The sequence below is a fragment of the Thiorhodovibrio frisius genome (genome assembly GCF_033954835.1).
In the GTDB taxonomy this organism is placed as follows: Bacteria; Pseudomonadota; Gammaproteobacteria; order Chromatiales; family Chromatiaceae; genus Thiorhodovibrio; species Thiorhodovibrio frisius.
This window is the reverse complement of sequence record NZ_CP121471.1, coordinates 4,374,574-4,389,244: the sequence shown is the minus strand read 5'-3', so window position 1 is coordinate 4,389,244 and position 14,671 is coordinate 4,374,574. Positions and strand designations below refer to the sequence as shown.

General features: G+C 60.1%; 8 protein-coding genes and 1 pseudogene. 1 reads left to right on the top strand and 8 read right to left on the bottom strand.

Translation table 11 applies throughout. The features are described 5' to 3' along the window. Window positions 1–5 precede the first annotated feature (5 nt). Together Thiofri_RS20130 and Thiofri_RS20125 are read right to left on the bottom strand one after the other, a co-directional pair. Window positions 6–647, bottom strand: a complete 642-nt coding sequence (locus Thiofri_RS20130) for a class I SAM-dependent methyltransferase (RefSeq protein ID WP_009147927.1) — start codon at window positions 645–647, stop codon at window positions 6–8. Further along, window positions 622–1,632, bottom strand: a complete 1,011-nt coding sequence (locus tag Thiofri_RS20125) for a glycosyltransferase family 2 protein (protein WP_009147926.1) — start codon at window positions 1,630–1,632, stop codon at window positions 622–624. The genes Thiofri_RS20130 and Thiofri_RS20125 overlap by 26 nt, the downstream gene beginning before the upstream one ends. A 409-nt stretch (window positions 1,633–2,041) precedes the next feature. On the opposite strand from Thiofri_RS20125, the gene Thiofri_RS20120 reads away from it, so the two are divergent. Continuing rightward, window positions 2,042–3,388 carry an ArnT family glycosyltransferase gene (locus Thiofri_RS20120; protein WP_009147925.1) on the top strand — a complete coding sequence of 449 codons (1,347 nt, stop codon included), beginning with the start codon at window positions 2,042–2,044 and terminating at the stop codon, window positions 3,386–3,388. A gap of 44 nt (window positions 3,389–3,432) precedes the next feature. Here Thiofri_RS20120 and Thiofri_RS24970 read toward each other — a convergent pair. The 6 genes and pseudogenes from Thiofri_RS24970 to Thiofri_RS20090 all read right to left on the bottom strand — a co-directional run. Next, a pseudogene (locus tag Thiofri_RS24970) lies at window positions 3,433–3,897 on the bottom strand (transposase); the annotation flags it as partial. Window positions 3,898–3,939: 42 nt separating this feature from the next. Continuing rightward, entirely contained in the window at window positions 3,940–5,631 is a 1,692-nt protein-coding gene (locus tag Thiofri_RS20110) for a SulP family inorganic anion transporter (protein WP_009147924.1), read from the bottom strand. Window positions 5,632–5,812: 181 nt separating this feature from the next. Next, complete coding sequence (locus Thiofri_RS20105; protein ID WP_009147923.1) at window positions 5,813–6,796, bottom strand: aldolase catalytic domain-containing protein; 984 nt, start codon at window positions 6,794–6,796, stop codon at window positions 5,813–5,815. A 301-nt stretch (window positions 6,797–7,097) separates the two neighbouring features. Further along, on the bottom strand, window positions 7,098–8,525 hold the full coding sequence (locus Thiofri_RS20100) for a GGDEF domain-containing protein (RefSeq protein WP_190275790.1): 1,428 nt from the start codon (window positions 8,523–8,525) through the stop codon (window positions 7,098–7,100). 428 nt (window positions 8,526–8,953) lie between these two features. Continuing rightward, the gene (locus Thiofri_RS20095; RefSeq protein WP_009147921.1) at window positions 8,954–9,628 is read right to left on the bottom strand and encodes a hypothetical protein; all 675 of its coding nucleotides are present in this window, start codon (window positions 9,626–9,628) and stop codon (window positions 8,954–8,956) included. An 81-nt stretch (window positions 9,629–9,709) separates the two neighbouring features. Continuing rightward, window positions 9,710–14,560 carry a hybrid sensor histidine kinase/response regulator gene (locus Thiofri_RS20090; protein ID WP_190275789.1) on the bottom strand — a complete coding sequence of 1,617 codons (4,851 nt, stop codon included), beginning with the start codon at window positions 14,558–14,560 and terminating at the stop codon, window positions 9,710–9,712. Window positions 14,561–14,671: the final 111 nt, after the last annotated feature.

Sequence of the window (14,671 nt, the reverse complement as noted above, 5' to 3'; positions counted from 1 at the left end):
GACGCTCAGGTGCGCGGGCGGCACAGGAGCATGCACCAGGGCAGCGGCCTGCGCACGGCGATGATGTCGAAGTACTGCGCAACCAGTGCCTGAAAGCTGTGGCTCGACCAGTGTTGGATGTGGCCGGGTGTGTTGCCGGCTTGAGGCAGATATGCGCAGCGAAGGATGTTCAAAGCGCGCCAGAGAGGCTCGCGAGGAACGCTAAGGATGAGATACTTGGCGCGCAGCGAGGCGAGGACAGCGAGCGCCCTGGTCGGCTCTTGAAGATGCTCGAGCACCTCGCAGCAGACGATGAGATCGGCGCTGTCGAGCGCTGGGTCCAGATCGTAAACACTGGTTACGCTAAACAACTCCGCTGGTGCCTGATGAAGCTGTAGCCGGGCGTTTTCCCGCGCGATGTTTATGACCGTGTGCGAAAAATCGCAGCCGCGAGCGCGGTAGCCGGCACGGAGCCAGCGCAGTACCCAATAGCCTTCGCCGCAGCCAATCTCGTGAATGCTTGCGGGTGAGCTTCGGGCGACCAAGGCTGCCAAAGCCAGCTCGAAGCCCTGCATGATTCGCTGGACCAGCGGGTTTGTGGATTGATATTTGTCGTAGGCGTTGCCGACGAAGATGCCGTGCTCAGTTTGGCCTTGGCTGATTTTCATGGCTTGGTGCGGTCTGGTGGGCCTGGTTGATGGGTTGGACGGTGAGCGGGAGACGGCTGCGCAGGTCTTCGATTAGGCGGCGGTTGGCGGCTAGCAGGTCGGCGAGAAAGGCGACCAGTAGAGTTTGAAAGCCGATTGTGAGCAGAATGCCGGCGAGAATGAGCGACTGCACATGACCTGTGCCATCACCCGAGAGATAAAACCCCAGGAAGCGCAGACCGATCAGGGTCCCGAGTGCGATTACCGTCAGACCAATGGCACCAAAGAAACGAAACGGTCGGTACACAACAAAAATGCGCACGATGGTGATCAAGCTCTTGCGAACATAGAAAGGTATGCTGCGCACGAGGCGGGAAGGGCGCAGGTCAGGGTTGACACGGATGGGCACGGATTCAACGGCGATGTTTTTCTGTCCGGCCTGAATGATAGTCTCGAGCGTGTAGGTATAGTTGTTGAAGACCATCAGCTGGCGCGCAGCAGAGCGGCTGATGGCGCGAAAGCCACATGGCGCATCGTCGACACGGGTGCCGCTGGCCATGCGCACCGCCCAGCTGCCGAGTCGTTGGAGCCATTTTTTGAATGGGGAGAAATGGTCGATTTCACTGATGGGCCGCGCACCGATGACCATGTCCGCTTGGCCTTGAAGGATAGGGGCGGTGAGGGCGGGGATGTCGTCGGCACAGTATTGGTTGTCAGCGTCGAAGTTGACAATGACGTCGGCGCCCCGGTCTAGGCAGGCATCAAGCCCGGTCAGGAACGCTTTTGCGAGGCCGAAGTTGGTGGTGTGGCGAACGACGGAGGCGACGCCATATGCGCGGGCGATGTCCGCTGTGCTATCGGTGCTGCCGTCATCAATGACCAGCCACTCGACGAAGTCGAAGCCGGGCACCTGACTAGGCAGGGCGGCGAGTGTGACCGGAAGGGCGGCAGCCTCGTTGTAGCAGGGTATTTGGATGATGAGCTTCAAGCTGTTTGGCCCTAGCATGATGGGTAGTCCGAGTTTGCACCATCATAGGGGATTGGCGGCGCGTGTGGCGAGCCTGACCAAGGGTATTTTAGTCGGGCTTGTGCATCTTAAAGGCTGGATTTTGCTCGACTGATAGGATGGGAAAGATGCCGTGGCGCCATATCTATTCGCTCAGCTAGCAGTGCGTGGCCAACAATAGGCAGATGCTGGTTAGTACGACGGCGCTGGTTACCTGCGATTGGATTAACTGGTGAAACCTCCTGAGGCAGTCAGCGTTGATTCCGTGGTGGTTGGTGTTCCCTTTGATTTGGAAGTTCTGTTACGTCCACATCGAGACTGATACTCCGTTTGGCTACGATTGTCGGCGGCCTTTTGCTGTATGCTCTCCTTCGATTTGGACTACCACGATTAACCCTAGGAACTCGCCATGAACAGCAATGAAATAACCCCCTTAACTCTGAAGGCGCTAACAGTTCTGATGGTTACACTGGTGCTTGCTGCAGTCGTCCGCATTGGCGCGATTGAGGGATCACAGGTCATTGCGCCGCTTCGCGCTGACGCAACCGATTACTATTTTTATGCCTTGAATCTGAAGGAATGCGGAACCTACAGCCGCCAAGACTGGACGGGAGACACGGGGTGCCCCACGCAGATCAAGGCCGATAGTCAGCGATCGCCCGGCTATCCGCTTTTTCTGACTTTTTTCGTCGACTTTCCACCAAGCAATGCGATGATTAAGCGAATCCAGTATGCGCAACTTGTGCTTGGCGTGTTCACAGTTTTCCTGACTTTCCTGTTGTTCCGGCCAATTCTCGGCAACTGGCCGAGCATCGGAGCCGCTGCCATGGTCGCTATCTCGCCCCACCTCGCAGCATCCGGTGTCTATGTTTTGACAGAGACACTGTTCACCTTTCTATTACTTGCCTGGCTATGGGCCAGTATGCACCTCCTAAGGAGCGGTCATTCCGCATGGGCATTTGTCTCGGGTCTTCTGCTCGGGGGCGCGGCCTTGACCCGCCCGACCATGCTCTATTTTATACTGCTCCTGCTTCCGTTTCTCATCTTCGTCATTGGCAGTAAAGGATGGCTGAAAAGCGTCTTGGTGGTTGCCGGATTCCTGATCGCTTACGGTCCTTGGGTTCTTTATACTGCTACGCAGGTCCCGGCCGATAACAACAGTTCACTAGCGCGTGACACCGTGCACAAGGGCATGTACGCGAACCTGATCTACCAGAACGATCCTGAGACTTATGGCTTCCCCAACCGTGCCGATCCCACCTGGCGCGAGCGAACGACCATGGGAGCTGTGCTTGATGAGGTCGTCCGACGTGTCGTCGATGACCCTTCAACATACGTGCGCTGGTATCTGTTGGGCAAGCCTATGATGTTCTTGTCTTGGAGCATCATTGTGGGAATGGGTGATGTATGGATCTATCCGCTGTTCGTCAATCCTTACGATTTCGATCCCCTGCTGAGAGTGACCCATGGTCTGATGTATCTCCTGCATTGGCCATTGGTCGGGATGGCGCTCTTGACCTGTCTTTTTGTCTGGACACCAGTGGTGGACTCACTGCTAGCCTCGTCCGAACGACTTATTACCCGTCTCATCAGTCTGGTTTGTTTATATTTTCTCTGTGTCCATGTTGTGGGTACTCCGCTACCGCGCTACTCCATCCCGCTTCGGCCCATCATCTTCGGAATGGCGCTCCTTGCGCCGGTTATGATCTGGCGCTGGACACATCGTCGCAAAACCATCAACGACGCTCTCGATTAGCAAGATATCTCAACTTCTCAAAGCCAGCGTTGCGATCAATGGGCGAGCGTGTGACTGTGAATGGTGTCGAGGTGGAAGCGGCGGTTGAAGCGATAGGCGAAAGTCGAAAGATAACGCGTGCCATATTTGGCGAAATCCAAGGCGTGGTAAGCCCCCGAAGCTGTTTTTAAGGTTGCCGAGGAGGGTGTTAACCCAAGCGAATTGCGGGAAATCCTTTTGTTTAAGGGCGCCAACGACGACGGGGCTGTGCTGACATCCGGCATCGGTCACGCTAGCAAAGCAGCCCAAACCATCTGAAATGACCTGAGCCCATGGCGTCATGTCGCTGGTGGCGGTCCAGCTGGCAATGGCCTGGCAAGTAAAGCAGGGTATGGGCGCCATTTTCGTTAGTGCGCATGCCCCTCGGATGTCACCGAGACGGCTGGAATGAAGGGCACTTTTTTCTCATAGCCCCGTACGACTTTGCCACTGGTGAGCTCCCAGCCGAGGTAGACATCATCGACCTGGATGAAGAGGCTCCCCCTAACTGTGGGTTCCAGGTCCAGCAAGGATCATGCTGGTGTGGCTTCCTGAGCGGGACGCTGACCGGCGCGGTCGGCGATGGCGGTTTTTAGCGCGTCCGGGCGGTTGTCGATCCAGTTCTCTGCCGGCACCAGTTTGAGCAGACCAAGACTCTCGAGTCGCTTGCGCGTCGCGGGCTGGGTGCCAGCAAAATACACTCGGCAGCCGTGATGTATGGCCTCGGTCACTGTGGTCTCGATTGCCATTGAGCTGGTCACGCCAATGTGCGGCACATCGGTCAGGTCCAGGATCAGGCTGCGGGCATTGGCGATCTCCGTCTGCTGGCGTGTAATGGCCTTGGCCGCGCCGAAAATCAGCGGGCCGCTCAGACATAGCAGCGCGATGCCATTGTCCGGATCGCCGATGATTTTCTTCTCCTCGTTGGTTGCCTTGGGGCAGTCCATGTCTGCCGCGTTGGCGCCGCCGCCGAACAGGCGCACTCCTTCTGATTGGAGGTCAGCCAGGCGGCGAATGGTGAGGATATTGGCGACGAACAGACCAATGCCGACGGCGGTAATCAAGTCGACGAAGACGGTTAATGCAATCACCCCGTACATGATGAGTGCACCGCGCAAGGAGACCCGATGGGCGCGGCGCAGAAAACCCCAGTCGATGATGTCAAGGCCAACCTTGATGGCGATGCCAGCCAGCACCGCGAGCGGAATGATCGAAACCAGGCCGGTGGCCCAGAGCACAACCACGGCTAGAATGATGGCGCGCGTCAGGCCGGAGAGCGCCGTGCTTGCGCCAGTCTGAATATTGACTACTGTGCCCATGGTTGCGCCCGCACCCGGCAGACCGCCGAACAGGCCCGAGGCCATGTTGCCGATCCCCTGGCCGATGAGTTCTTTGTCAGAGTCGTGATGGGTGCGGGTCAGGCTGTCGGCGATGACCGATGTCAGCAGGGCGTCGATGGAGCCCAGCATGGCCAGGACCAGCGCGTCGACCAGCATGCTTTGCCACAGGTCCGCTGTCAGAGTGGGCAGATGCAGCGAAGGGACTCCGGAGGGGATGGCGCCGATTTCACGGTAATCACCGCTGCCGATCACCAGCACGGCGATCAGCGTGCCGGCCACCAGCGCGAGCAACTGCGGCGGCAGCAGGCGGCGCAGGCGCTTGGGCATGAGCAAAAGAACCGCGAGCGAAATACAACCGAGAAGCAGCTCATCGGGCCGCAAGGTCGCGGCGAGTTCCGGTAATGCCTGCAAGGAGCCGAGTACGCCGCCGGACGGCGTTGGATGGCCGAGCAGGACGGGTAATTGCAAAATAATCAGAATGAAGCCGATGCCCGACATGAAACCGGAAATCACCGTATAGGGCATCATGGTGACATAGCGCCCGAGCTTCAGGATGCCGAAGAGGATCTGAAACAGCCCGGCGAGCATCACGGTGGTGAAGGCGATGGCCATGCCGCCTTCCGGGTTCGCGGCCATGATGCTGGTGATGACCGCTGTGATGACCACGGTCATGGGGCCGGTGGGCTCGGAGATCAGGGTCGGGGTGCCGCCAAACAGGGCCGCGAACAGGCCCACGAGCACGGCGCCATAAAGACCTGCCTCGGCGCCGGCACCAGAGGCCACGCCAAAGGCAAGCGCCATCGGCAGGGCCACCACAGCCGCGGTGACACCGCCGAACAGGTCGCCACGCAGATTATTGAAGCGAATGGTGTTGAGTACGCGCATGGCGAGTTCCTCGTCCTGATGCTGACCCTGACTTCAGACCCAATATGGACCTTAGTCTGAGCGAAACCCGCTTAGTATGGCGACTTCTGTGGTTGCTGAACAATCGCTGGTGACAATACCCTGGATCAGCGATTGCTGATGAATCGCGCACGCCGCCGTTGCCGGCGGCAGGCGATTGGTGTCAGATCTCGGCCACCACCTTGTCGTAGAAGGCGAGAAAATCGTCCGGTGTCGGCCCCTCGCGCCACTCGATGGCCGCGCGCGGGTGCTGATTGAGCTGACCTGTGATGTTGTAAGGCACCAGCGGACCCCACTCGATCTGCTCGCGCAGCGGCACCACCTGATGCTGAATTACCTCGATTATCGGGCGCACATCAAACTTCGGGTTGCGCAGAAAGCCGAGCAGCAACTCGGTATGGCAGTTGCCGGCACCGCGGCCCATGCCGAAGATGGTCGCATCGACGCGGTTACAGCCAAGGATGATGGCCTCGATGGTGTTGGCGAAGGCAAGTTGCAGATTGTTGTGCGCATGGATGCCGATCTCTTTGCCGTTCCCGGCCATGGCCGCCGCGTACTTGTGATACAGGCGGTCGATCTGCTCGCGATACAGGTAGCCAAAGCTATCCACAATCACCATGGTCGAGGCCTGGGTCGGCGCGATGGCCTCAAGCACAGTGTCGATTTCCGACTCGGTGATGTTGGACACCGCCATCAGATTGGCCGTGGTCTCATAGCCTAGCTCATGGGCATGGGCGATCATCTCCACCGCCTCCGAGACCTGATGGGCGTAGAAGGCCACCCGGATCACATCTAGCACGCTGTCTGCGGCCGGCAGCAGTTGGGTCTTCCAGTCACTTTTGCCGGCATCGGCCATGGCGGCCAGCTTTAAGCCGTTGGTGGCGCTGTCATGGTCACCCACAACGCGGCGCATGTCCGCCTCATCGCAATGGCGCCAGGGGCCGAATTGTTCTTTGGGGAAGATTTTTTTTGAGTTCTTGTAACCGATTTCCATGTAGTCGACCCCCGCAGCCAGGCAGGCGCGGTAGACGGCTTTCACAAAGGCGTCGGTGAACTGGTGCGCATTGATCAACCCCCCATCGCGCACGGTGCAGTCGAGTACCTTGAGTTCGGGGCGATAGGTGATCCAGGGGGCTTTTTCGGACATCGGGGCTTCTCCTGACGCAAAATCAGACAGGCTAGGGAGTGTCCGCAGCGCCAAATCCGATCAGGGACCGCCCTGTCACTTTGTAAGCCGGTTTCAGGCCGGTGGTGACAAGGGTAGGCCCTCGGCGTGGCGCGCGCGGGCGACATATCCGGCTAGTCTAGCCTAGATGGGGTTTCTCTTCCCAAGCAGGAGTCCAATCCGTCCGTTGCAAGGCGCATGCGGTTGCCTTGAGGTTCTCTCGCCTTCGGAGCCATCGATGACCCGCCAATCGCGGGTTTGTGTGAAATCTTTGCTGTGAGCGTTAAGAAATGGCTGCCAGTCGCTTGCTCTCGCGGGTTCTGCCACTATGTGCTTGTCGCGTCTGCGCCGGCATGCAAGTCTGGACGCGATTGCGCCCTGCCTCCTTGGCTTGATAAAGCGCGCGGTCGGCCAGTGCGATGAGCGCCTCCGGGGTCTCGGCGTCCTGATCCGGGAAGCAGGCCAGCCCGATGCTGATGGTGACCTGCAAGCGCAACTGGGCAGTTTCCACGACCTGGTCGGCGATTGCATGGCAGATGCGTTCGGCCAGGATGCGGCCACTGTCGTTGGTGGCTCCGGGCAGCAGCATCAGGAATTCTTCTCCGCCATAGCGCAGCACAATGTCACCTTCGCGGGACAGGCCTTTGAGTGTTTGGGCGACCTCGATCAGCACCCGATCACCAATCAGGTGGCCATGGGTGTCGTTGACGTCTTTGAAATGATCGATGTCCAGCATCAGCAGGCTGAGCGCAGCGTCGCCACGGGTTGCGCGCTGGAATTCTTCGCTGAGTCGCGCCATGCCGAAGCGGCGGTTGTAGAGCCCGGTCAGGGGGTCTATGACGACCAGATGTTGCAACTGATGATGTGCCTGGGCATTGTTCAATGCCAGCGCGAAGCTCTGCTGAAAGAGCGTCATCATGCGATGCGCGTGCTGGCTGAACTCATGTGCCCGTGCGAGCAGAAAGAGCCCTAGCGGCACCCCTTTGAACGCCAGCGGAATCAGTACCAGTTGGCGTGGGCGAAAGCGCGTCAGCACAGCATCAATGCTGATGTCCTCGGGCAAGGTCACCGTTACCTGGCTGTTGGATTTCAGGCAATGGCGGATTGGTGCGTAGGCTGATGGATCGGACAAGCCCTGGATGCCGCGCAGGGCGGTCAGGGTAAGTTCGCCAGCCTGCTCGACGATTACTGCGCCGGCATCGGCCTGGGTGTGCTCGATCAGCCGGTCCAGGGCCTCCTCGGACATGGGTTCGAGTTCCAGCTTGCCGGTCAGACGATGCACGAACTCATTTACTGCCGCCTCAACCGCATGCGACAGCAACAGGGCATCGACAAGATCGTTGAAAGAACGGCCGATTTCGCCGATTTCATCGGCTGAATCGACAGTCAACTGACATTTCTCCGGCGTGCAGGCGTGCCAGTCGTTGGTGTCGGTGGCGCGACGGATAGCCGCCTCGACCTGACGCGCCTGCGAGGACAGCCGGCGCAGTCGCGGCGCCACCACCCAGCGCGCCACCAGAAAATTGGCCACAGCCATCATCAGGCCGGCTGTCAGGCAGGCCAGCATGAAGCGCGAGGAATAGACCTCCTCGGTCGGAAAGCCCAGCCAGTGCATCATGGGCGGAAATAGCAGGCCGATCGTCAGGCCCAGGCCGATCATCCAGACCGCCATGTCGTAGCACAGCTTTTGCGTTAATTTTGGTAGCACCATGCCCATCTGCCTCACCTCCTTTATTGAGGACGCTGTTGTCGCGCCTTTATTCACATCATGTCGATGTCGGTGCCAGAAAAAACCGAAAACGCATTTGCTACAGCAATATCTGTAAAATCAACAGAGTCTGGCTTGTTAGTGCCCATTCTGTGATCGGCAAGGAATGATTGTTTCGCTAAATGATCGAGCGTGCTTTGGTGGGTGCTCCTGTTGGCGCCGGAGTGGTCTGCTTTTGCCTTGGATGAGCATTGCCTAGAGCATCGACACTAACCTATTTTGCTCGAAGATAACATAAAAAAAGAAAGGGTTTTCAGTTGGTTAAGTATTTTATTCGAATATACTGATAGACTCCTTTGCCGATTTGTCCGGGCTTTAGCTGTTGCTGGGGGCGGATTGCCGTGGAATAGCAGGTGGATTTTTCGCGGCGCTCAGAGCAGAGGGCCTGCTGACACACCCAACAGCAACACCAGACTGCTGGACAGCGTGATCAGCACATTGTCGTCTATCGGCCCGAACTCATAGCGCTCTACCACAGTGGCGACCAGGGCTGAGATCATGCCCCATAATGGAATGGCTGGCTGGGCATGGAGTCCCACCGCATAGCCGATTGGCAGGCACACAATGAGCATAAAGATATTGCCAATCGGGCTTTTGGAGCGCCGGCGGATGAGTGCATTGCGCGCGATGCCGGTCACTCCGTCGCCAAAGGCCATGTAAAGCGCCGGCACAATGGCCAGCCAGGGATCATTCAGCAGCCACCAGAGCGCGGAGACCGAGAGTGCCCACATCAGCGCGAACTTCACGTCGTTGCGATTTTCTGGCGTTTGAAACCAGTAAAAGCGCCAGCCGCTCTGGTGAGTTGCCCATGTGAGCCCCGTCAGCAGCAGGCCGGCGATCAGCGGTACCCAAGGGCTGGTGAACACCAAAGGCACTGCGAGCGAGCCGATGCCACCGGCAGCCATGTGGACAATCTTGCGGTTGTAGTAGACGGCGCGAATTGGCTCTATGCCGCGTGCGACCATCCAGCGATAAGGCAGGCGGGTCACCAACAGAATGCCCAGCACATAGAGGCTGAGCAGTAGAGCCCAGAGAATTTGTGACATGAATGTGCCTGTTGTCAGGGAGATGACCGCCGACAACCAAGATTTATAGCGCGGCTTGTCGCGAGCATCAAGACCGTCGTTTCAGTCAATACGCGTGACGCGCGCGAGGGTGGCGAGCAGATCAGCGCGGTCGACCGGCTTGGCTGCATAGGCATTCATGCCATGGGCAAGGAAGCGTTCCTCGTCTCCGCGCATGGCATGGGCAGTCATGGCAACAATAGGGACGCGCGCCTGCTTTGTCCCAGCTGCGCCGTCGCGAATGGCCCGGGTGGTCTCAAGCCCGTCCATGCCGGGCATCTGCACATCCATCAACACGGCATCGAAAGCCTTGCTGCGCAGTACCTCCAGTGCTTCAAGCCCGTTGTTGGCGCACTGCACATTGTGGCCGGATTTCTCCAGCAATCGGCGCGCGACCAGTAAGTTGGTCGGTTCATCATCGACCACCAGAAGTTCCAGGCAGCTGTCCTGGATTTTTGCGGGTGGGTCCTGGGTCACGGGCAGCGGGGTGGTGGATTGCGAGTCGACGGCCCGCAACGGCAGCGTGAAGCCCACAGTGGTGCCCGCTCCGAGGGTGCTTTCGACCTTGATCTGGCCGTCCATGAGTGCAAGCAGGCGCTGCACGATGGACAGGCCAAGTCCCGCCCCCTGCGATACCGATCCGGGCTTGGGCGAGGACTGGAAAAAGGGCTGAAAGACCCGCTCAATGTCTTCGGGCGGAATCCCGCGCCCGGTGTCTCGCACCTCGAAGCCGATACGCGCCTGAGTCGTGTCGGTTGCGCGCAATGCTCGCAGGGTGACCGAAACTTGCCCGTGATCAGAATACTTGATGGCATTGCCGACCAGATTGAGCAGCACCTGGCGCAAGCGCAGCTCGTCGCCGACGATCTGTTCCGGCAGTCCGGGCAGCAGCTCGAAGGAGAGCATCAGCCCTTTGTTGGCGGCCGCCAGCTTGAAGATGTCCATGACCGCTTCGCGCAGATCCGCGAGCCGCAAGGGCGCAGGGGTCAGGCTGAGTTTGCCGGCCTCGATGCGCGACAGATCGAGAATATCCGACAGCAGCGCTTCCAGACGCCTCGAGCAGCTCAGTGCGGTGCAGGTGAATTCGCTCTGCTCCTCGCTCAGTGTGGTTTCCTCAAGCAACTGAAGCATGCCGAACACGCCATTGAGCGGCGTGCGGATCTCATGGCTCATGTTGGCGAGAAACTCACTCTTGGCGCGACTCGCTGCCTGTGCCTCCTCGCTGGCGCGGCGTAGTGCCTGTTCGGTTGCTTTGGCCGTGGTGATGTCTTCGATCAACGACAGAAAGTACAGCGGCTGGTCCTGGTTGTCTTGGATAAGACTGACGGACAGGCGGCCCCAGACAATGCTCCGGTCAGAGCGAAGATATCGCTTGTCGAGGTGCATTTCGGCGATCTCGCCGGTCAGCAGCTTGCCGACGAGTGCGCGCGTCTCCGGTAGGTCATCGGGATAGGTGATGTCGGCGACGCTCAAATTCCGCATCTGGGCTTGGCTGTAGCCAAGAAAGCGGCACATGGCGCGATTGACGCGTTGATAGCGCAGATCGAGGGTGACGACACCGGCGCCCACGGGCGATTCATCGAAGGTGAGGCGAGAGCGTGCCTCGCTCTCGCGCAGTTCGGCCTCCACCGCCTTGCGCTGCGCCACTTCCTCGCGCAGTCGCTTGGTGGCTATGGCCAGTTCTGCCGCTTGGCGCTCGGCATGGTGGCGAAGATCGGTCTCGTGCGCCTGCGCCGATTGCAAACCTAGCAGCTTGATCTGCCGTTCCACCACGTCCGCGCGCACCTGTTCGATCTCGGGGTTGCCAGCGGCTGGCGGCAGCCTTGCCGAGATCCACTCGCGATAATGGAGTTCCATCGCCCGCAGCTTGGCCGTTGCACCCCAGCGCGCAAGGGAGTCATAGGCTTGCTGCCAGCAGCCCTGGGCGACCCGGTCGTTGCCCTGGGACTCCCAGAACCAGGCGGCCCGCTCGGCGATCAGTCCTTCCCAGTGCATTAAGCCAGCTGATTGTGCCAGACCCATGGCGTCCACATAATTGCGCATGGCCTGGGGCGCATTGCCGCGCAAGCGCGCCATTTCGGCCTCCGCCAGCAGGGTCATGGGAGCGAAGTTTGCAGGGCTCTGCGTGCCCCAGTGCTTGAGCCGGCTGAACAGCCCCATGAGTTCATCGTCCCACTGGCGCTGGCGGGTGGCGTCAACCCAGGGGTAGAGCGCGCTCAGGATCAGAAAGCGGGTGTAGAGATGCATGGGCCAGGGTAGCAGCCCTTGGGTACCGACCATGTAGAGCGCGGGTTCGACCTCTTCGGTAACGGCCAGAGCTTCTTCGTGGCGCCCGAGCAGCAACAGCGAAAAGCTTTTGAGAATGCGATGGATGCACAGCACCTGAGGGTTGTCGTGCGCGATCACCTGCTGTAGCCAGGCGCTCTCGGCGCTTGCCTGCGCAGCCGGGTCAGCGTCCCCGTTGCTGAGCATGTCGATGATCAGCAACCCACCTTCGAGCAGGTCGATTGCCCACTGATTGAAGCGGGTGCGACTGAAGCTCAGGGACTGTTCGGTTTCCTCGCGCAGAGTGGCTAGATTGGTCCCCTGGTAGAACCGGCAATACATGTTATGCCCAAAGGCATAGGCGGCGTATTGCAGATTGCCGGCGCGCAGACCAATGGCATAGGCCTCAGCATAATCGGCGCTGCTGCGCTCAAGCGGCTCGAACCAAAAGCGCGCCGAGCTGCCGATCATCAGCCGGAAAACGCTTTGGTCTGATGGGGCATGAAAACGCTGGGTCATCAACTGCTCGGCCAGCGCGCTGAAGGCGCGCGCGGTGGCGAAATCGTCGTCCACCCAAATCAGCAGACCAGCAAAAGCGGTATGACTGTAGCCGGCCTGCGGCAGATTGCCGTGGCGCAGGCTCAGATTAACTGCCATGGGCACGATGACCGACCACAGCCGCTGATGCGCGCGGTAGCAGGGCGGACCCATGGTGATCAGCAGGCAGCCGACCATGCGCTGCATCGGGTCAGACATCGGCGGGTGGTCCGCTAGGGCGGCGATGGCTTGATCTGCCGGCTGGCCTGTCGCTTGGTCCGTCGCCTGGTCTACCCCCAGTTCCGCCCCCAGTTCTCCCAGAGTCGCGCGAACTCGGGCGATCCCGGCATCGCGTGCCCCTTCGTAGTCGGTGCCTGGGTCGGCGTCCGGTAAGCTGACGCCGAGTGCGGCCAGGGCCTCGCGGCCGGCGGCAATGGCGTCCGCATAGCGGGCTTGAAGCGTGTATTGCACGATGAGCCCGTTCAAGACTCCGGCGCGTTCCAGCGCACTGTCGGCGCGCTCCGCAGCCTGGCGTAATAACCGCTCGGCCAGGGCGCGATCACCCTCCAGAAACTCGCTCTCCGCCCACTCCTGCAGTAACTCCATGGCCTTGGCGTGATGATCGCGCCAGATGCCATCGGCAAAGGCGCCCTCGCCGAGCAGGGCTGCGGCGGCGCGGTGGTAACGCAGTGCGCTGCGGTAGGCGGTTGCGGTGCGCGCTTTGCGGGCGGCTGTCAGATTCAGCTCCAGCACGCGGCGCTTTTCGTCGTCATCTTCGATCAGTTCGCGACCGGCATCGAGTAGCTCGACCAGCTCGAACAGGCGTTCGCTCAGCGCCTCCGGCGGCAGTTCGCGCAGCAGGGTGCGGCCAATCTCGAGCCTGGTCGCGGTCAGGGCGGCCGGGTCGAGCAGTCCGTGGGCGGCCTGTTGTACCCGATCATGGACGAAGGACAGTTGCCAGCCCGTCTCTCCCCCAGCTTCGGTCATCAGCAGGCTAGTGTCGATTTCCGCGCGCAGCAACGCCAGACAGTCAGCCTCCGACTGACCGGTTAGCAGGGCGAGATCGGCCAGCGTGAATCGGTTGCCAAGGCAGGCGGCCCGCGCCAGCATTGTGCGCAGTTCGGGAGCAAGTTGGCGGAAGCGGTGGGCGAGGAACTCCACCACATCGCCCTCCAGTGCCATGGCGTCGAAGTCGGTTGGCGACCACTGCCAGAGCTGCCGGTCGGGGTCGAAGATCAGTGCATCCGTGTTATGAATGAATTGCAGAAAGGCCCGCATGAATAATGGATTGCCCTGGGTATGGCGGTGTATCACGCGGGCCAGTTCTGCGGGTTTGTCGAGCGCTGGCTTTAGGGTATCGACCAGAAATTCTTGCTGCGCGGACAAGCCGAGGGGTCGCACCGCCAGGGTCGTTATCGGGCATTGCTGGTGTTTCAGGCTGCGCAGGGTGACGCGGAAAGGATGAGCGTCATCATCCACCTCGTCATCGCGGTAGGCGGTAATGAACAGCAGATAGCGCAGGGTGGTGCCGATCTCGAGTGATTCGAGCATGGCGAGTGAGGCCGGGTCCGCCCATTGCCACTCGTCGATAAACAGCACCAGCGGATGCTCTGGCTGGCAAAGGGGAGCGAGAAAGCGCCGCAGCACGGTTGCGAATAGGTGCCGCGCTTCCTGTGGACTGATGTCTGGTAGTGGCGGGGGCGCGCCGAGCAGCGGGCTAAGCTCGGGTGCCAGCTCGGTCAGCAGGTGCCCGAAATCGCCCGCGGCGCTCTGTAGCTGTGCCGACCAGTCTTTGCCGGTGCTGGTTTCTCCGGTGAGCGCTTGGGCCAAAGTTGCGAGTGCCTGACGCATGGCCAGATAGGGTATGCCCTGCTGGTACTGACGGAACTTGCCCGCACAGAAAAAACCATTGCTGGCCAGCACGGGCTTTCTGAGTTGCTCGACCAGGGCGGTCTTGCCCACCCCGGACGGGCCCGGCACCAGCAGTATCTCCCCGCTGCCGCGCGCTACCCGGGCGAAGGCGTCAAGCAGTACGCCGCGCTCACTGTCGCGGCCATGGAGGCGCTCGGGGAAAATCAGAGGCGCGGGAAAGGGCGTGGATCGATGGGGCATAATGTTCGCGGTATCCGGCAAGTCGACGCCTGACCTGTGGGCCATTGCAAGGCAGGGCCTGAAGAACTTAGGGGAAGCTTAAGGGGGAAGCTCAGGGGGGAAGCTCAGGCT

Coding starts and splice junctions, on each gene's coding strand:
- Thiofri_RS20130 (WP_009147927.1), bottom strand. CDS start 647: ATGAAAATCAGCCAAGGCCAAACTGAGCACGGCATCTTCGTCGGCAAC.
- Thiofri_RS20125 (WP_009147926.1), bottom strand. CDS start 1,632: ATGCTAGGGCCAAACAGCTTGAAGCTCATCATCCAAATACCCTGCTAC.
- Thiofri_RS20120 (WP_009147925.1), top strand. CDS start 2,042: ATGAACAGCAATGAAATAACCCCCTTAACTCTGAAGGCGCTAACAGTT.
- Thiofri_RS20110 (WP_009147924.1), bottom strand. CDS start 5,631: ATGCGCGTACTCAACACCATTCGCTTCAATAATCTGCGTGGCGACCTG.
- Thiofri_RS20105 (WP_009147923.1), bottom strand. CDS start 6,796: ATGTCCGAAAAAGCCCCCTGGATCACCTATCGCCCCGAACTCAAGGTA.
- Thiofri_RS20100 (WP_190275790.1), bottom strand. CDS start 8,525: ATGGTGCTACCAAAATTAACGCAAAAGCTGTGCTACGACATGGCGGTC.
- Thiofri_RS20095 (WP_009147921.1), bottom strand. CDS start 9,628: ATGTCACAAATTCTCTGGGCTCTACTGCTCAGCCTCTATGTGCTGGGC.
- Thiofri_RS20090 (WP_190275789.1), bottom strand. CDS start 14,560: ATGCCCCATCGATCCACGCCCTTTCCCGCGCCTCTGATTTTCCCCGAG.